Here is a 16146-nt window from a genome sequence, read left to right on the forward strand (position 1 = left end):
CCCATCAATTTTTGGTATATTTAAAACTTAAGATTTACTTGTAGTACATTTGATATTTGAGGTGGTTATGAAAAAAATTGCATGTCTTTCAGCACTGGCCGCTGTTCTGGCTTTCACCGCAGGTACTGCAGTAGCTGCGACTTCTACCGTTACCGGTGGTTACGCTCAGAGCGATGCTCAGGGCGCAGCGAACAAAATGAACGGTTTTAACCTGAAGTATCGCTACGAGCAGGACAACAACCCGCTGGGCGTGATCGGTTCCTTCACTTACACTGAAAAAGATCGTACCGACGCTTCTGGCGACTACAACAAAACTCAGTACTACGGCATCACTGCAGGTCCGGCTTACCGTCTGAACGACTGGGCTAGCATCTACGGTGTTGTTGGTGTTGGCTACGGTAAATTCCAGAACGCAGCAACCCCTGCTGACAACCACAGCACCAGCGACTACGGTTTCTCCTACGGTGCTGGCCTGCAGTTCAACCCGATCGAAAACGTTGCTCTGGACTTCTCTTACGAGCAGAGCCGTATTCGTAGCGTTGACGTAGGTACCTGGATCGCGGGTGTTGGTTACCGCTTCTAATCACTTCGGTGATATAAAAAATCCGCCTCAAGGGGCGGATTTTTTTTGCATACTACTCAGAAGATTAGCGAGATTTGGTCTCGAAAATATCCGTTCCGAGATGGTTGTAATCGACCTTCTGCAGCTTAAAGTTGGTGATATAAACCGGACCGGCTTTTTTCTCTGAGATGAAGCGGTAGCTGTTGGCAATTTCCTTCGCGCTGATCCCCGTCCACTGCGAGAAGAAACTCAAGAAATCATTCGCCGAGCGACGCGCTTTAATCACGCGATGTGCTTTATCATCGCTGGACAGCACCATAAAAGGAACCTGGAAATTCTGCTGGAACTGATCGTCGTGCGCCAGGTACTGCACCTCTTTACCACGCTCTTTAAAAGCGAGTCCATGATCGGAGAAATAGACCATGGAGAAGCTATCGCCACTATTGCGTAATTGATCATAGAGCTGGCGCAGCAGGTCATCGGTTTGCGTCATGGTGTACAGATAACAAGAGGTCTCTTTCGACTGAACAAAGGACGCGTATTTCCCTTGGGTACGGTCACAGGCCTGCGGATGCGATCCCATTAAATGCAGGACAATCAGCTGCGGCTGAGTACGCTCGGTTGCCAGTACCTGAGCGGTCATCTTCAGCAACTCCTCATCACGCGTGTTTTTATCGGCTTCAAAGTCACCGTTTTTGAGGAAGTGCACTTCATCAGCCCGCTTCGCGATGCTGGCTATCGCTGTATCGTATTCCCCAATCTGACCCTGATTCGAAAACCACCACGTCTGGAAGCCCGCGCGGTTAGCCAGGGTAACAAAGTTATCCTGAAACTGAGGCTTATTATCGACGACACGATTAAGCGTTAAGCCGAGTGATTTCTGCGTTGATCCGCTTGCGGCAATGTAATCTGCAAAAATATAGCCATTCACGCTGCTGGCAAACGGGGTGTTATCCCAGTGGCCACCAAACGCGCCCAGCGCATCGCGTCGTGCGCTTTCACCGATAACCACGACGTAGGTGTGATATTTCGGCTTCACGGCCGTGACCGTCCAGTTATCTTTTACGCTCGACAGCGCAGCCATGCGTTCCTGTTCATCAAGCACTTCGTTGTTATTGTCGATCACGTCTTTAGCGAAGCGGAATACCGGGTAACCGGTGTCTTTCAGTTTGAAGACGCCACCCCATGCCAGGTTTTCCACGGGGGTGACAAAAAACGCAACGATGCTGACCAGTAAACACAGGCTGTCGAGTTTATTCCAGCCGCGCTGACGAACGTCTTTTTTCCGGCGTACGGCGATAACGCCAAGGGCAAAAATAAACACCCCAACCAGGTAGTTATACCAGGGGAAAATTGTCAGGATCTCGGTTGACTCTTCCATGTTGGTCGAATGCAGCGCCAGCAAGGTATTGAAGTTTGGCGAACCGTAGGCCTGACCGAAAGGGAAATACATCGCCGCAATCAGCGAGCATACGCCAATCAGCACTTTTTGCGTGCGCGGCGCATAGCGCCAAAGGAGCAGCAATATACAGGTAAAAGCGACGCTATAGAGCAGGCTAAGTGGGTAGCCTAACGCCAGGTTGATGAGCAGCGACTGTAAGAAATAAAGGCCAGTCCACGGGCAAATAGCCCGGCTACGAGCAATAAGTGAGTCTTTGAGGGTTAAATTCATATGTCACTGTTACAAAAACGCCATGTGCTTACCCTGGCGCGAAGGGTCATTGCCTGCCTGAGAGAGCGAGAAGAGGGATGAGGTCCGCATCTGGGATGCCACAATATACGCAGGGCTGCGAAAAGATAGTTTGTGCGAATGAGAAGGTCAACTACTACAAAGAAATTGTTTTGAGAGGACGGTGGCAAATCCGATAAAAAGAAGGGTTATTCGGGTAAAACCCGGCACCGAATCCGCATTACGGTCAGAAAGAGAAGCGGCGTACCGCGACGCCGCATTATTTCTCTGAGGGTTTATCCTGCTCAGGTTTGCCGTTGATCATGTCACACAGCATAGAGATCAGCATTAACCGTACTTTAAAGGGAGAGTGGCTAAACACGCGTATACACCTCTTGAATTCACTCATATGAACCTCCTGACTTCACGATCCCATCAATCCTTGAGGGATGTCTTTATTATATACAGATATAGCACAGGCTATATTATAAAGCATTAACTATCTACGAAAAACAGTAACTTACAGTGTTATCAATAAGTTACGTTAGTTAATGTTCGTGAGTATTCGGCAGTATTTCTAAGCTGTCGCGACAATTTTGCGACATTTTAAGGGGTTAAGTCGCACAGCTTCTTCAAGGTGGCTTGGGGCGAAATGCGCGTAACGCATTGTCATGGTGATATCGGCATGGCCGAGGATTTTTTGCAGAACCAGTATATTGCCGCCGTTCATCATAAAGTGGCTGGCAAATGTATGTCGTAGTACGTGAGTAAGTTGACCTGCTGGTAATTCAATGCCAGCACGTTCCAGAGCAGAACGGAAAGCGTTATAGCAGGGCTTTGGAAACAGAGCGCCTTTTGTTTCAGGTAGTTCAGCCAGCAGTTCATCATCTAACGGAATGCTACGGTTCCTTTTCCCTTTTGTTTTTATGAAGGTGACTTTTCCGCCAGCTATCTGGGAACTTTTGAGTGTTGCCGCTTCATTCCATCTTGCGCCAGTCGCCAGACAGATTTTTACGACTAACTCTAAATAACTTACTTTACTGCGTTTGCATTCCAGCAAAAGCCGATCAATTTCCTCAGCAGTGAGAAATGCCATTTCAGTTTCATCTGTACGGTACTGTCTGACGTTCTCCAGTGGGTTAGGGGCTGACCACTCACCGATCCGTTTCAGTTCATTGAACATAGCCAGAAAATATGCGTGTTCAAGGTTCATTGTTTTAGGTGAAACCTTAGAAACACGGTTAGTACGGGCATAATGCCCTTCAAGCCTTTTGGCACGGTATGCTGTAAACAGCTGGGCATTAAACTCAGTGGCCAGCGGAAAACCCATACACTCCGCTGCCCAGGTCATTGCGTCCTTACGCTTTTCACCATTGCGTAGGGCAACGCCGTGGCGCTCGTACCACATTGTAATCAGGTCGATTAAAGTTCGTTTATCTTTCCCTTCACCTAACCACGGCGCACTATCTACCTTTTGAAGCGTGTGATTCTCAAATGCCAGGGCTTCTCCCTTAGTGGCAAATTTTTTACGTATACGCTTCCCGTTCTTGCCATTGCTGCGGTTGACGGTGTAGAAGTCGGCGATCCATTCGCCAGTAGAAAGTTTACGGACACTCATTTCATTCAATCGTCAGAACAACGCGGCCGATAATTTTTATATCATCAATGCCGCAATCAAAAGCCATGCCTACGCCACTAACTCTCACCTTTCCTACTGGAATACGCGTAAGTGTTCTTATGCTGGATTTACCTTCAACCTCAACAAGCCAAACATCGTCATAAACTTCAGTAAATTCTTGATCAACAATGTATTGCATTGTGTTGTCAATCACGCAGATTGGATTCTGAGGTAAAGGTTTGCCTGGTAAAAAAGTAACCTTGTCGAGCATTAAAAAGCCGGACTCATAAAGTTTGCCATCGACAATCTTCTTACGCGGCAGCTTCATGATGTCTAATTCGTCGTCGTTAAACTTTCTACCTTGCCCAGTTGCAAGCCATTCCAACGTAGCTCCTGTTTCAGCCATGCATCTCACAACAATATCAGCTGGGAAAAAATCTCTCTTATAGCGGTTAGCTAGGCTGCTACTTGCTATATCAAGATGTTCCGCTAGAGCTAGCTTTGTGTTGAATCCGTACGCCTGAATGACCCTATCCAGTACATCAGATCCGCCTCTGGAAAACTCAATTTGTAGGTTCACGAAAGTTTTACCTTGAAATGTATCGCGAAGTGAGTTTAAACTCCGCTTTGTAGGTTTAAGTGAATATTGACAGTTACAGACCTGTATTGCCGTACAGGTTAACCAATGGAGTTTGCCTTATGCGTCCAAACATTACAATCATCATCCCAGAACCATACCTGCCTCTAGACGAGTATTGCCGCCGTACTGGTACTAACAAAGAAACCGCTAGAAACCTGATCGAATACGGAAAATTACCTATCAAGCCGAAGGGTAAGCAAAAGAAAGGCCTGGTCGAAGTCAACATGGCCGCGCTCACTATTCAGGCTTTAAGTGAATGTGATATTTCGCTTAACGCGTAATCCATCCTACGGATTAGGGAGAGGCAAACAATGTTTGATTACCAGACCTCTAAACATGCTCACTTTGATGCGGCTTGCCGAGCATTTGCAATTGAACACAATCTGGAAGATGTAGCCGCCGCCGTTGGTATGAGGCCGCAAATCTTGCGCAACAAATTGAATCCAGCACAGCCGCACCGTTTAACCTGTGACGAGCTTTTAGCCATTACGGATTACACCGAAGATGCACGTTTACTGGATGGGATGCTGGGGCAGATTAACTGCCTTCCATCTGTACCGGTGAACAATGCCACAGAAGGCAACATGCAGCTGTGCGCACTGAGTGCCACAGCCAGTGTGGGCGCAATTGCTGGGGAAGCCGTATCAACTAGCCATATGACCGCCGCCCGCCGTACACAAATTCTGGATCGCGCCCGCGATGCAATCCGTAGCTTATCCGTGCTGGCTTATACCGTTGAAAGTCGTATCCAGTCTGCGCCCGTTCTGGCCGCAGCGGTGGATCTGGTGACGGCTAACGCCACCGGCTTGATGTGAGGGAGCGCCATGAAAGCGTTTGTGACTTACCTGAAAAAAGAATCACCAGCCATGCAACGGCCAAGCGGTTCAACGGGCTGGATAGAACTGCCGAACGGTCAGCGCTGGAATCCTGGCCACACGTATAAATTCAATGCGCATGAGTCTGTTCGAATGAAAGGCGGGGTGGTTTTACGTTTCTTGCCTACAAAAGTCCGTCGTCTGGTTGGGTGTATAGGGGGGCGCTATGGCGATTAGCCAGGAACAACAAAAGCGTGGACTGGAACATTTAAAACAGATCCGCCGCAAATACTTCAGTGAAAGCAGCGAGGCCGCTGAATGGTGGGACAACCTGACACCGGAGTGGCGCGGCGTGGTGCTTTATGCCGCTGCGGTTACTTCTGGCGCCAGGGCATTTAAAGCCCACTTAAGCAAGTGCTGCTGGCGTGAGCTTTATGAACGCCTGGGCTATCGGGACATGATTCTGCTGCGCCAAGGCATTTCACGGGCGCGGTTAACGTTTGATGGTTTCGGCAGTTTACGTGACAGCGATTTTTCGAAGCGCACCGCGAACCGTCCGATCAAAAAGGTACATCCAATTTATAGCAGTAGCGGGGTGCAGATGGTAATCGCGCCTCATATCGTCCAAAAGTTGCAGCAGCAGGGGAATCACTAATGACTATTATTTCCGTCGAGGGTAGATCGTTGGGTGCAGAGTTGGCTGCGTGGGGAGTCCCGCATAACTACGCCTTAGCATTTGCAGAGAAAAGCACCAGTAAAAATGGTCGCATTGCGTTGCATCCATTCTTCTTTAATGACACTGAGCACATGACTAATCCGCGTCACTGGCTGGCAATCAATGCCGCTTTCTGGTGCTGCGTGTACCGCGAGGCCGAAAGCAAAGAAGCACAGATTGAAGCGCTGGCCGGGATCCGCGCCATTTTCTATACGGCCGGTGCGCTGGGTGTTGGCGAAATTAAAGCACTGATCCAGGAGTGGTGGCGGACAACGTACGAGCTGCACCTTATTCCAGCACCGAACCATTCCGCTGTCACTGTACAACCCGCTTTTCACTAATTAAAAACCTGAATTTTTTGGTCACAGCTTAGGTGGCCGGGGATTCTTTTGCTTTAAGGAAACCAAAATGCACATGACACACCAGGATTTACCCGCAACGAAATCAGGTACTGACCTTCTGGCCATGCTCACCAAAGCCACACAGGAAGGTAAAGCCGCAGCTGCTGATCTATGTTCCACCCGTCTGGATAAGCTGGCCACCCACGCAGCCAATGAAGGTTTAAGCGCAACGGAAATCGTTGAGTTAATCCGCGAAGAAGCTGCGGCGATTTGCAGCAAAGGCGGTGCCGCATGGCAGTAAAAATTCATACGGTAAAAATCGCGCCCAAGTACCTTAACGCAGTAGTCGATGGTCAGAAAAAAGCAGAACTGCGTAAGAATGATCGTAACTATAAAGCCGGAGATGTTCTTTCGCTGTGCGAGTGGAAGCACGGGAAATACACCGGGCGAGAGTGGGCGGCCGTTATTACCCATGTTTTGCCGGTGAATGAAATCATTGCCAATACGGATAACTGGGTAGTGTTGTCTGTTCGGCCATTGTCCCCCCTTGAAGTGCTGGAATACATCATTTCTAACGGTGTATCAGAATTGTTTTTAAGTGGGGTTGAATATGGCCGTTAAAACTCCGCTTAAGTGGGTGGGCAGCAAAGCCCGCCTTATGCCACAGTTGCTTCCCCATCTGCCGGAGGGTAAGCGCTTGATTGAACCTTTCGCCGGTTCCTGTGCTGTCATGATGAATACGGATTATGACGAGTATCTGATCGCTGATGTGAATCCCGACCTGGTGAATCTGTATAAGACAATGGCCTATCAGACTGATGCATTGCTCATTGAGCTGGAGGCTTTATTTTCTGCCGGTTCATTAGGCGATGAAGAAAGCCGCGCTGTGTTCTATTACGCGGTGCGTGATACCTTCAACCAATCAGGCAAATCCTTTGGTTCTGAATCTGTGGAAGCTGCGGCGCGTTTTCTTTATCTGAACCGTCACTGCTTCAATGGCCTGTGCCGATACAATCGCCGTGGCCAGTTCAATGTTCCTTTTGGTAAGTACAAAAAAACGTACTTTCCTGCTGATGAAATCCGCGCTTTTGCTGAAAAAGCGAAACGTGCAACGTTCATTACTGCCCACTATTCAGAAACGCTTGATTTGGTGCGGGACGGGCATGACGTTGTTTATTGTGATCCGCCTTACCTGACTGATACTGACAATTTCACCGCTTACCATGAGCGTGGTTTTTCTCACATGGATCAGGGACGGCTGGCGCGTAAGCTGCGCCGCCTGGCTGAACGTGGAGTTAAGGTTGTTGCGTCAAACAGTGATCTGGAAATGGTGCATTACCTTTACGCAGGTTTTGAGGCCGTAAAGGTTAATGCGCCGCGCAGCGTTGGTGCGGCAGCTTCAAGCCAGAAAGTGGCGGCAGAACTGATACTTAAATGGCCTTTGCCGGCAGCGCTTGAGGCCAGCGCATGACGCTGGCAATAAACGAACAATGTTATGCCGTTGATGCCTGGCGACGTGAAACTTTTGCGCCAGGTACACCGGCAGATGCGACAATCACAGAACGCCGCCTGTGGGCTGTTAACCCACAGGATTATGAATGGCGTTCCCAGTACCTGCATGAGATACCCGACTGGTTAGCCGGGTATTTCGGTAACCGTTACGAAAAGTTATTAACTGGCCGTGACGGGCGTCGCCGTGCCAATACATTCCTGCGCAAAACAATCGGCGGGAATGTATTGCCACGTCTGCGCAAAGTGGCTGCACGTTACAAGCTGGCCGCTGATACGCTTGATCTTCCTTTTGGTAAGTCGCTGGAGCGCTTGCCGTCATTAGACCGTCCTGATCTTAAAAAACTGGCTGGCCAGGTCTCTGGCTGGATTTCGCAGTTACTTTATGACTTCACCGAACAGTTTGATTCAGGCACTGACGACGCCAGAGAGTTGCACCGCCGCACTCTGGAATCTTACCGCAACCTTTGTGCATGTTGCCTGATGCTGAACAATCAGCCCCCGTACTGGGCTGAACATGAAGCCAATGAAGGCCAACTAGACATGCGTAAGGCTGAATCCGGGATACTGCGCATGATGGCGCCAGAATGGTGGTACCAGCGTCTTAAACGAGCACGAGACGTGCAGCGTGAACATATGGCCATAGCCGTGGGGCAGGTGCAAAAAGCAGCCAGTGCTTATGTGTCACGTAAAACCCTGGGCGAATGGATAGACCAGAAAAAGCGGAATCTTGAGTTTTTTAAAAAGTTTGACCTGCTGAATGATGAAGGGCTGCGTATTGCACTGGACAGCATGGTGCACCGCAGTGTTGCAAATCCGGCGATCCGTCGCTGTGAGCTAATGGTAAGAATGCGAGGATTTGAAGATATGGCCAACGAAGAAGGGCTGGCAGGTGAGTTTTACACCATCACCGCGCCATCGCGTTTTCACGCGGTACACAGCAAAGGGGGCTTTGTTTCACAATGGGATGGCTGCACCCCGCAGGACACCCAGCGCTATTTATGTGGTGTATGGGCGAAAGCCCGCGCCGCTATTTCCCGGGCAGGTATCCATATTTTTGGTTTTCGTGTGGTAGAGCCTCACCACGATGGGACACCACACTGGCACATGCTGCTTTTTATGCGTCCCCGTGATGTGGATACCGTGCGCGATATTCTTTGCTATCACGCCAGAATTACCGACTCCGAAGAACTGCAAACGCCAAACGCGCTAAAGGCACGTTTCCATGTTGAAGCCATCGATCCAGCTAAAGGTTCGGCTACGGGTTACATCGCCAAATATATATCCAAAAACATTGATGGGTTTGCGCTGGATGGTGAGCAGGACGACGAAACAGGGGAGAACCTGCGGGATATGGCCAAATCCGTTTCTGCATGGGCTTCCCGCTGGCGCATTCGCCAGTTTCAGCAGATTGGCGGTGCGCCGGTGACTGTCTGGCGCGAATTACGCCGGTTGCGTGATCAGGTACTGACTGACCGCAGAATGGATGCGGTTCTGGCTGCTGCGGATGTTGGGGACTGGGCTGCATACACCCAGGCGCAGGGTGGTGCACTGGTTGCCCGCCGAGATCTGGTTGTTCGTCTGGCTTATGAAATCACAGAGCAGGGCAATGAATACGCAGAAGATGTGCAGCGCGTTCAGGGTGTCTATTCTCCATTGGTTCCAGATTCGGCGGTATGTACGCGCCTGGTGAAGTGGCAGAAGGTTGCGAAGTTGGCCGAAGCGCCAGCGGAGGCGGGTTTTTCTGGCGGCAACGCCGCCCCTTGGAGTTCTGTCAATAACTGTACGGAGGGTGGAACCCGCAGACGGTTAAAACTGGAATTGCGCAGCCGGGGTTTTGATGGTTCTGACGATGAAATAGCCATTCTCATGCGGGGTAGTGGTTTGAGATTTGGCCAGGTGGCATTGATTTACCGTAATGGCCGGTTGCAAGAGACACGAAGCGAGCCAATGCACGAGCTGTGGCCGGGGTGGTTGTAGCTGTATAAATCTGTGTAACACATTCATTTGTCAGTAGATGGCAGGAAAATACATTTCACAATTTGTGCTTTACGGTGTACTGTATGTATATACAGTTATATATTGTTTGTGGGGGCTAAATGGATCTTTTGGAAGCGTCGGCACAGCTGGAGCGCATTGAGTTATTGGCCAAAATTGCCCATGTGTACGAAAGTAACCAGAGAGAAAAAACAATCGCTTTGGCCTGGATTGGTGAGATTGCTGGAGAAATGCGGGAGATGGTCAGAACAGAAGCTAAAAACCCCCAGGAAGGGGGCTTATCAGGCGGCGGGAGTCGCTTTCAGTAGGTCTAATGCCATTTGGCGCTGATCGGGTGAAAGTGCATTCAGTATTTTCTGCACCATCGCATCACCCGTTTTCGCGCTGGGGCTGAGAGTGTGGGAGAACGTCAGATTCATCACAAACGTATGGCCACACTCCACATCTGAACAGGCGCAGTAAATATCCGCAATCTGCCGGTGCTTCCGGTTTGTTTTACGAATAACAGCCTTTGAGCCGCATTCCGGGCATTCGATTTTCAGAACTCGCATATTCCATGCTCCAGCTGTTAAATGATGCCTGGATTTTAGCCTTTTTCGCCTCATGCCGCATCCTTATCCGTTGATTCTGTGTAACTTAAATCAAAGTTAAGGTGCAGCCTCTCCGGTATTTCGGGATCGTTGTTAACAGCGGTCATAAACCGGCGCTGAATGGGCGCTATTTCGCTTTTCTTGTAAATCCTTTCCGCCTTTTCAACATCCCCCAGACCGGCAGTGTTCTGCGGGACAATTCCGGCCAGGCCAGCAGGAAAGCGATGCGCGTTGAGAATGTCCTGCGCACTGATGTTTTTGATGTTGGCAAATTCATCTTTTGCAGAGATATCACCCATTTCGATGAACTTGATCGCGTCCCCATCCCCGCCAGGAATGTTCACCAGAATAGTGGAGAAGTTGCCAATACCTTTGCTGTCACGCAGCTGCTGTTCAATTTCTTCTTCCATTTCATCCGTCATGCTGGGATCGCGTGTATAGAGAATGCCGCCAGTATGGGCGCCGTTGTGGTAGTAGCGGCGGCGGAAAATGACGGCTTCACTGTTAAGCAATGCCGAGTGTACGCCGCCGATATAGTCGGGCAGCCCGTAAATATGCTGCTGCGGGTCGTACATCTTGATAAAAATGATATCTTCCTGCGGCCATACCTGCGGTTCACCGTCCTGCAATACCACGTAATCGCCGGGCTGGTCTGTGGCGTTGTCTCTGACTTTTCGGCGGCGAATATACAGGCCGGGTAAAGGTTCCAGGGCAATCACCTCCCCCCATCCGTTGCGGATTTTGCCAATCGCAATATCCCCGAAGGTTGTATAGTCAAACGCCGCAGCTTCCAGCTGGTCGTAAGTCAGGCCACCGCCCAGATAATCAGACACAATCATATTTTTCCGGGCGTGGATGATGCCGCCATGCTGACCATTCAGATTGATAAGTTGTGCCAGTGCCAGCCGGTCAATCGGTTGGGTAAAGTGATCGGCGGCATTGTCGTACCAGATGTCGCGGTAATCCGTGCCGGTGGTCAGTACGGGTTCTGGTTTGCCGAATGTGATGATGCTCATTTTTTTGGACTTATCGCCGCGCGGGTTGCGCTTAACGAAGCGGTTTTTTTTACTCATGCAGCCTCTTTCCTTACACCCCAGCGGGATTTCGGTTTGTTTTCGTAGTTGAGTGGTTCGTTATGCAGGGCGTGGGTAATTGCCCAGAACGCCTCCGCGTGGCCAGTGTCCTGGCTGCGGTCAGCGACAAATGTCATGGCGTTACCGCTTTGCGTGGTGGTGCGGCGTACAGCCATAAAGCTGGCTGGGATCTCTTTCAGGTTTTTGTCCCATTCAATACGCTGGCTTTCCACCACGTCCGCCGCTTTCAGTACCAGCTGATTTTTCGTGTTCATGTCGTAACGAATGGCGACGGCCACACGCATGGCAAAATGCTGGATGTTGTCAAAAACCCCCTGGCCAATGCCGGTAACGTCCACTCCCAGATAGGTGAAGTTATATTTTTTAAACAGCAGTTCGATCTGCCTGGCCTGATAGCGGAAGTTCATGCCCTTCCAGTTAATGACCTTCAGAACGCGGAATTTCTCTGCGGCGTACATCGGCGGGGCAATAATCACAAAACACGACAAATCGCCGCTACGTGCCGGGTCAAAGCCTCCCCACACTGGCCTGTCACCAAATGGCCGCGCAGCGTCCGGGTTGTGATCCTGCCAGGTGTCCACCTCCACGCCACAGGCTTCCAGGTCTGAAAAGCTGAATACAGAATCTTTGCTGTCCACGAACACACACATATAGAGCATGTTGAAGGTGGCGGTGTTGTAGCGGTTGCGCAGCTTCTCGATGTTGGCCAGGTTGAAACCGCCCGCAATGGCATCTTCCATCGTGATGACATAGCGCCACTGACCATCCGGGCAAAGCCGTCCGCCGTTGCGCATTTCATCAAAGGACGGGAACTGAGCGGCCGCGCGTTTTTTGCTGCCCTGTTTCCATTCCTCACCCGTCCAGAACGGGTAAGCCTGGTGTGTTTTGGCCGATGGTGTTGAAAAGTAGGTGGTGCGCCATTTGTCATGGGTGGCCATTGCGCTGGCCACTTCGTTAAGCCTGGCGAAGTTAGGCACCCAGAAATATTCGTCACAGTACAGGTGGCCACTGTAAGACTGTGCCGTGTTTTTGTTGGTTGAGAGAAAACGCAGTTCAGCGCCATTGCTGAGGCGGATCGGGTTACCGGTCAGCGTGATGCCAAAATACTGCTCTGCAATGTTGACGATGTAAGACCGGAAGTATTCCGCCTGGACTTTGGAGGCAGACAGGAAGATTTGCGGATCGCCTGTCATGACCGCGTTTTCAAAGGCTTCAAATGCAAAGTACCAGGTGGCACCGATCTGGCGGCTTTTAAGGATGTTCCTGACCTGCTGGCCAATATTCCTGCGCAGGTGTTTCTGGTATTCAAAAAGATGTTCATCCGCCCAGGTGTCAAAATCCGCCTGAGTCAGAGAAGAAATATCGTTTTTCCTGTTTTTGCGTTTGGGGCGCGGTTCATCGCTGTCGCTGTCCCGCACAGCTGCCTGCCCGTTACTCTGGCCACTGGCCATCTTTTCTTTATGCTTATTGCTTTGAGCACGCAGCTTTGTGGCGTGGGCAATCAGCATGTCCATTTCTTTCAGGTCGAGATCGGTTTTATTATCGCGGCTGGCCAGCAGCTGGTAGCGGCGTTCAATTGCCTCCTCTGTGCTTTCAAAACTGAGTAAATCCGCCCAGCTGTATTTCTCAGCCCAGTAGTAAACGATCCGCGCATTCGGCAGATTTAATTCTGATGCAATTTCTTTTGGCGTATAGCGGCGCAAATAAAGTGCGCGGACAACGCCTTTTAGTTCTTCTGAGTATTTAGCCATGCGGATAATTATGCCGTGGCTGTTATGAAAAAACGGCGGTGTTAATTCGCGTCTGTTCGGTAATACGTGATAACCGAACTGTTCAGAATAAAGCGTGATGCGGTGGTGGTTTTATTTGGCAATAATTGATTTGCAGCGTCGGTGAATAAATCAGGGGGGATATGTCGCATTTAAAAACTGACTGGCTGTGTGTTGCTACCGAAGGGGATACCGTTGACGGCAGAGAGATTAAACGCCAGTGGATTATCGATATGGGGGAAACCTATGACTATAACCACTATGTCGCTTTGATCTGGCCTGAACACGAGGATGATTGCGGTAATTTTGGGGAGGTGCTGGAGGCCACCTGGCATGATGGCGATGACGGACTGGCGCGGCTTTATGTCAGCCTTTGCCCGAATATGCGTTTAATTTTCGCCAACCATGAAGATCAGCTCCTGTTCTTTTCGATTGAACCGGATGAGAACTGGCGAGGGAGTGGGCGTACATACCTCAAGGGGCTGGCGGTAACAGATACTCCCGCCAGTGTTGGCACCACACGGCTGCGCTTTAGTAGTCGGCGCAAAAAATTATCTAAGCAGGGATATTACAGTTGCGTGATTTCCCGTGACGGAAAAATTAAACAGGACATACGAATGAAGAACTGGCAAAAATTATTTGGTATTAAACCGAAGTTTGAAGATGAAACGCCGCCTGATGATACCGCGCAGGGTGATGATAAGTTACAGGCGCTGGCCAATGTGGTAAACGAACTGGAAGGCCGTGTGGCCAAAATTGAAAATCAGCTGAATGATGTTCAGGGTGATGTGGATACCATTGCGGAAGTGGTCGATACCGAAGAATTTGCGGCTATTCGTGATAATGCAAAAGATATCGTTAAACGTTTTAACGATCTGGGTAATAAATCCACCCGTGCACCAGGACGCAAGATTTCAGAAAAAGCGGGTAAATTTAATTTCCTGTAATACGTTCTGACGTTAATTAGTACAAAACATTTTTATTATCGCTTAATCGCGAGGGAGTTTTATGCACCTTAATAATCGTGCACGGGATTTACTGGATAAATATTCGAGTGGTATGGCGCAGCAGTTTGGCGCACGTGATACCAGTCGTTATTTCTCCCTGAATGACCCGCAGGAAAATGCGCTACGTCTGGCGCTGTTGGAGTCCGTGGAGTTCCTGAACATGATCACCTGTCTGGACGTTGACCAGCTGAGTGGCCAGGTGATTTCTGTCGGTTCCTCCGTGCTGCATACCGGCCGCAGTGAAAATGGCCGCTTTGTTCGTCAGGTTGGCGTGGACGGCAATGACTACTCACTGGTTGAAACGGACAGTTGCGCCGCACTGCGCTGGGATCTGCTTTCGGTCTGGGCAAATGCCGGTAAGGACGAAAACGAGTTTTACAACCTGGTTCAGGCGTTTACCACACAGGCTTTTGCGCTGGATATGCTGCGTATTGGTTTTAACGGTAAGAGTCGCGCAAAAACGACGAATCCAACGGATAACCCGAACGGCGAAGATGTCAACATCGGCTGGCATGAGCGTATGAAAACGCTGCTGGGTGGTAATCAGATTATGACCGATCCGGTCGTGCTGGATGAAGCCGGGGATTACAAATCACTGGATGCAATGGCTTCAGACCTGATTAACGCCAAGATTCCGGCACAGTTCCGCAATGACCCGCGTCTGGTGGTTCTGGTCGGTGCCGATCTGGTCGCTGCTGAACAATACCGACTGTATCAGGCCGCAGACCGCCCGACTGAGAAAATCGCGGCGCAGATGCTGGGCAGCACTATTGCTGGCCGTCCTGCTGTTATCCCGCCGTTTATGCCGGGTAAACGTATGGTCGTCACGCCGCTTTCTAATTTGCATATCTACACCCAGCGCAACACCCGCATGCGTAAGGCGGAATTTGTTGAAGATCGTAAGCAGTTCGAAAACAAATACCTGCGTAACGAAGGCTATGCGGTTGAAGTGCCGGAACTGTATGCGGCCATTGATGAATCCGCCGTGACCATTGGCAAGGTTTCCGAACCAGCAGAGGGCTGATAAATGGCACTTTCTCCCGCGCAGCGTCACAGCCAGCGCATTGCGATGGAACAAAAGCTGAAACGCAGTCAGGCACTGGAAACCACAGAAAGCATGCACCTGTTGATTAAGGCGCTGGAAACGGATGTGGAGCATGCCCGTAACCTGCCGACAATCGCGGATCGCGTTGAGTTTAAGCGGGATGTGTTGTTGCCGCGCTGGACACCGACTGTGGAAGCGTATCTGGAAAGCGGGCAGGTGTACGCCAACCCGGTATTTGCCTGGTGTGTTATCTGGCTGTTTGACGTGGGCGATTTGGATAAGGCGCTGGACTGGGCTGACATTGCAATCAGCCAGCAGCAGGCAACCCCGGATCGGTTGCGCAGCAATTTTCCTACGTTCGTGGCCGATACGATGCTGGCCTGGGCGCAGGAAACATCCGGGCGCGGGGAAAGTGTTGAGCCGTATTTTTCCCGCACATTTGAGCGTGTCGCCAGTACCTGGCGGCTGCATGAACAGGTTACGGCCAAGTGGTTCAAATTTGCCGGGCTGGAGCTGCTGCGCGGCGAAGATGGCCAGACAACGGCCGCGAGTGTTGACGACATTGAAACGCTGGAGAAAGCCGATCAACTGCTGGCCACCGCAGAAAAATACTATTTAAAAATCGGCGTCAGAACGGCACGGCAGACGATTGCCGCCCGTATCCGAAAACTGACGCAGGGGTAAAGACTACCGCAAGCCAGGCGGACGCGGTGGAGGGCAGAACACTCCATGTGTCACTGTGCCGTGGAAACCGGTCAGTCCGCCTTTTTCGGG

General features: G+C 50.5%; 21 protein-coding genes. 14 read left to right on the forward strand and 7 right to left on the reverse strand.

Translation table 11 applies throughout. The features are described from left to right. Positions 1–67: 67 nt before the first annotated feature. A complete protein-coding gene (gene ompX, locus N7268_RS12895; RefSeq protein ID WP_198904791.1) occupies positions 68–583 on the forward strand; it encodes an outer membrane protein OmpX in 516 nt (171 codons plus the stop codon). 64 nt (positions 584–647) lie between these two features. On the opposite strand, the gene N7268_RS12900 is transcribed toward ompX, so the two are convergent. The 4 genes from N7268_RS12900 to N7268_RS12915 all read right to left on the reverse strand — a co-directional run bounded on the left by N7268_RS12900 (position 648) and on the right by N7268_RS12915 (position 4429). After that, the gene (locus tag N7268_RS12900) at positions 648–2234 is read right to left on the reverse strand and encodes a phosphoethanolamine transferase (RefSeq protein WP_260863218.1); all 1587 of its coding nucleotides are present in this window, start codon (positions 2232–2234) and stop codon (positions 648–650) included. A gap of 277 nt (positions 2235–2511) precedes the next feature. After that, entirely contained in the window at positions 2512–2640 is a 129-nt protein-coding gene (mntS, locus tag N7268_RS12905; RefSeq protein WP_198904789.1) for a manganase accumulation protein MntS, read from the reverse strand. Between the two features lie 168 nt (positions 2641–2808). After that, on the reverse strand, positions 2809–3849 hold the full coding sequence (locus N7268_RS12910) for a tyrosine-type recombinase/integrase (RefSeq protein WP_260863219.1): 1041 nt from the start codon (positions 3847–3849) through the stop codon (positions 2809–2811). A 1-nt stretch (position 3850) separates the two neighbouring features. Next, positions 3851–4429 carry a phage repressor protein CI gene (locus N7268_RS12915; protein ID WP_260863220.1) on the reverse strand — a complete coding sequence of 193 codons (579 nt, stop codon included), beginning with the start codon at positions 4427–4429 and terminating at the stop codon, positions 3851–3853. 119 nt (positions 4430–4548) lie between these two features. Here N7268_RS12915 and N7268_RS12920 point away from each other — a divergent pair, with 119 nt between their 5' ends. The 10 genes from N7268_RS12920 to N7268_RS12965 all read left to right on the forward strand — a co-directional run bounded on the left by N7268_RS12920 (position 4549) and on the right by N7268_RS12965 (position 10175). Continuing rightward, positions 4549–4770 (forward strand): hypothetical protein, encoded by a 222-nt coding sequence (locus N7268_RS12920; protein WP_001247709.1) that lies wholly within the window; start codon positions 4549–4551, stop codon positions 4768–4770. A 30-nt stretch (positions 4771–4800) separates the two neighbouring features. Beyond that, the gene (locus tag N7268_RS12925) at positions 4801–5304 is read left to right on the forward strand and encodes a phage regulatory CII family protein (RefSeq protein WP_260863221.1); all 504 of its coding nucleotides are present in this window, start codon (positions 4801–4803) and stop codon (positions 5302–5304) included. Positions 5305–5313: 9 nt separating this feature from the next. Further along, positions 5314–5541, forward strand: a complete 228-nt coding sequence (locus N7268_RS12930) for a phage filamentation protein Fil family protein (protein ID WP_058331639.1) — start codon at positions 5314–5316, stop codon at positions 5539–5541. Then, complete coding sequence (locus N7268_RS12935) at positions 5531–5959, forward strand: hypothetical protein (protein ID WP_260863222.1); 429 nt, start codon at positions 5531–5533, stop codon at positions 5957–5959. The genes N7268_RS12930 and N7268_RS12935 overlap by 11 nt, the downstream gene beginning before the upstream one ends. Continuing rightward, the gene (locus tag N7268_RS12940) at positions 5959–6360 is read left to right on the forward strand and encodes a hypothetical protein (protein WP_260863223.1); all 402 of its coding nucleotides are present in this window, start codon (positions 5959–5961) and stop codon (positions 6358–6360) included. The genes N7268_RS12935 and N7268_RS12940 overlap by 1 nt, the downstream gene beginning before the upstream one ends. 67 nt (positions 6361–6427) lie before the next feature. Beyond that, positions 6428–6661 carry a DUF2732 family protein gene (locus tag N7268_RS12945; protein ID WP_163183936.1) on the forward strand — a complete coding sequence of 78 codons (234 nt, stop codon included), beginning with the start codon at positions 6428–6430 and terminating at the stop codon, positions 6659–6661. Further along, positions 6652–6981 carry a DUF3850 domain-containing protein gene (locus N7268_RS12950; protein ID WP_260863224.1) on the forward strand — a complete coding sequence of 110 codons (330 nt, stop codon included), beginning with the start codon at positions 6652–6654 and terminating at the stop codon, positions 6979–6981. The genes N7268_RS12945 and N7268_RS12950 overlap by 10 nt, the downstream gene beginning before the upstream one ends. Further along, positions 6971–7831: a DNA adenine methylase gene (locus N7268_RS12955; RefSeq protein ID WP_260863225.1), complete on the forward strand. Its 861-nt coding sequence runs from the start codon at positions 6971–6973 to the stop codon at positions 7829–7831. The genes N7268_RS12950 and N7268_RS12955 overlap by 11 nt, the downstream gene beginning before the upstream one ends. Further along, positions 7828–9849: a replication endonuclease gene (locus tag N7268_RS12960; RefSeq protein ID WP_260863226.1), complete on the forward strand. Its 2022-nt coding sequence runs from the start codon at positions 7828–7830 to the stop codon at positions 9847–9849. Before N7268_RS12955 ends, N7268_RS12960 begins: the two co-directional genes overlap by 4 nt. A 119-nt stretch (positions 9850–9968) precedes the next feature. Then, on the forward strand, positions 9969–10175 hold the full coding sequence (locus tag N7268_RS12965; RefSeq protein ID WP_000364823.1) for a hypothetical protein: 207 nt from the start codon (positions 9969–9971) through the stop codon (positions 10173–10175). On the opposite strand, the gene N7268_RS12970 is transcribed toward N7268_RS12965, so the two are convergent. From N7268_RS12970 to N7268_RS12980, 3 genes are read right to left on the reverse strand one after another with little or no spacing between them, the layout of a single operon-like run. Then, complete coding sequence (locus N7268_RS12970) at positions 10149–10472, reverse strand: ogr/Delta-like zinc finger family protein (RefSeq protein WP_012602735.1); 324 nt, start codon at positions 10470–10472, stop codon at positions 10149–10151. The two genes, N7268_RS12965 and N7268_RS12970, sit on opposite strands and share 27 nt — an antisense overlap. After that, positions 10469–11530 (reverse strand): phage portal protein, encoded by a 1062-nt coding sequence (locus N7268_RS12975; RefSeq protein ID WP_260863227.1) that lies wholly within the window; start codon positions 11528–11530, stop codon positions 10469–10471. The genes N7268_RS12970 and N7268_RS12975 overlap by 4 nt, the downstream gene beginning before the upstream one ends. Further along, positions 11527–13302 (reverse strand): terminase large subunit domain-containing protein, encoded by a 1776-nt coding sequence (locus N7268_RS12980; protein WP_260863228.1) that lies wholly within the window; start codon positions 13300–13302, stop codon positions 11527–11529. The genes N7268_RS12975 and N7268_RS12980 overlap by 4 nt, the downstream gene beginning before the upstream one ends. 161 nt (positions 13303–13463) lie before the next feature. Here N7268_RS12980 and N7268_RS12985 point away from each other — a divergent pair, with 161 nt between their 5' ends. From N7268_RS12985 to gpM, 3 genes are all read left to right on the forward strand, one after another. Then, positions 13464–14267, forward strand: a complete 804-nt coding sequence (locus N7268_RS12985; protein ID WP_260863229.1) for a GPO family capsid scaffolding protein — start codon at positions 13464–13466, stop codon at positions 14265–14267. Between the two features lie 61 nt (positions 14268–14328). Next, positions 14329–15351, forward strand: a complete 1023-nt coding sequence (locus N7268_RS12990; protein WP_003838043.1) for a phage major capsid protein, P2 family — start codon at positions 14329–14331, stop codon at positions 15349–15351. A gap of 3 nt (positions 15352–15354) precedes the next feature. Next, positions 15355–16056 (forward strand): phage terminase small subunit, encoded by a 702-nt coding sequence (gene gpM, locus N7268_RS12995; protein WP_032950218.1) that lies wholly within the window; start codon positions 15355–15357, stop codon positions 16054–16056. Positions 16057–16146 lie beyond the last annotated feature (90 nt).

Origin of the sequence: Citrobacter sp. Marseille-Q6884, assembly GCF_945906775.1 — a bacterium.
Lineage (GTDB): Bacteria > Pseudomonadota > Gammaproteobacteria > Enterobacterales > Enterobacteriaceae > Citrobacter.

Bases quoted from the DNA above. Each gene is read 5' to 3' on its own strand.
- N7268_RS12945 (WP_163183936.1), top strand. From the start codon at position 6,428: ATGCACATGACACACCAGGATTTACCCGCAACGAAATCAGGTACTGAC.
- N7268_RS12930 (WP_058331639.1), top strand. From the start codon at position 5,314: ATGAAAGCGTTTGTGACTTACCTGAAAAAAGAATCACCAGCCATGCAA.
- N7268_RS12910 (WP_260863219.1), bottom strand. From the start codon at position 3,849: ATGAGTGTCCGTAAACTTTCTACTGGCGAATGGATCGCCGACTTCTAC.
- N7268_RS12965 (WP_000364823.1), top strand. From the start codon at position 9,969: ATGGATCTTTTGGAAGCGTCGGCACAGCTGGAGCGCATTGAGTTATTG.
- N7268_RS12900 (WP_260863218.1), bottom strand. From the start codon at position 2,234: ATGAATTTAACCCTCAAAGACTCACTTATTGCTCGTAGCCGGGCTATT.
- N7268_RS12980 (WP_260863228.1), bottom strand. From the start codon at position 13,302: ATGGCTAAATACTCAGAAGAACTAAAAGGCGTTGTCCGCGCACTTTAT.
- gpM (WP_032950218.1), top strand. From the start codon at position 15,355: ATGGCACTTTCTCCCGCGCAGCGTCACAGCCAGCGCATTGCGATGGAA.
- N7268_RS12960 (WP_260863226.1), top strand. From the start codon at position 7,828: ATGACGCTGGCAATAAACGAACAATGTTATGCCGTTGATGCCTGGCGA.
- N7268_RS12975 (WP_260863227.1), bottom strand. From the start codon at position 11,530: ATGAGTAAAAAAAACCGCTTCGTTAAGCGCAACCCGCGCGGCGATAAG.
- ompX (WP_198904791.1), top strand. From the start codon at position 68: ATGAAAAAAATTGCATGTCTTTCAGCACTGGCCGCTGTTCTGGCTTTC.
- mntS (WP_198904789.1), bottom strand. From the start codon at position 2,640: ATGAGTGAATTCAAGAGGTGTATACGCGTGTTTAGCCACTCTCCCTTT.
- N7268_RS12985 (WP_260863229.1), top strand. From the start codon at position 13,464: ATGTCGCATTTAAAAACTGACTGGCTGTGTGTTGCTACCGAAGGGGAT.
- N7268_RS12970 (WP_012602735.1), bottom strand. From the start codon at position 10,472: ATGAGGCGAAAAAGGCTAAAATCCAGGCATCATTTAACAGCTGGAGCA.
- N7268_RS12940 (WP_260863223.1), top strand. From the start codon at position 5,959: ATGACTATTATTTCCGTCGAGGGTAGATCGTTGGGTGCAGAGTTGGCT.
- N7268_RS12920 (WP_001247709.1), top strand. From the start codon at position 4,549: ATGCGTCCAAACATTACAATCATCATCCCAGAACCATACCTGCCTCTA.
- N7268_RS12955 (WP_260863225.1), top strand. From the start codon at position 6,971: ATGGCCGTTAAAACTCCGCTTAAGTGGGTGGGCAGCAAAGCCCGCCTT.
- N7268_RS12990 (WP_003838043.1), top strand. From the start codon at position 14,329: ATGCACCTTAATAATCGTGCACGGGATTTACTGGATAAATATTCGAGT.
- N7268_RS12935 (WP_260863222.1), top strand. From the start codon at position 5,531: ATGGCGATTAGCCAGGAACAACAAAAGCGTGGACTGGAACATTTAAAA.
- N7268_RS12925 (WP_260863221.1), top strand. From the start codon at position 4,801: ATGTTTGATTACCAGACCTCTAAACATGCTCACTTTGATGCGGCTTGC.
- N7268_RS12950 (WP_260863224.1), top strand. From the start codon at position 6,652: ATGGCAGTAAAAATTCATACGGTAAAAATCGCGCCCAAGTACCTTAAC.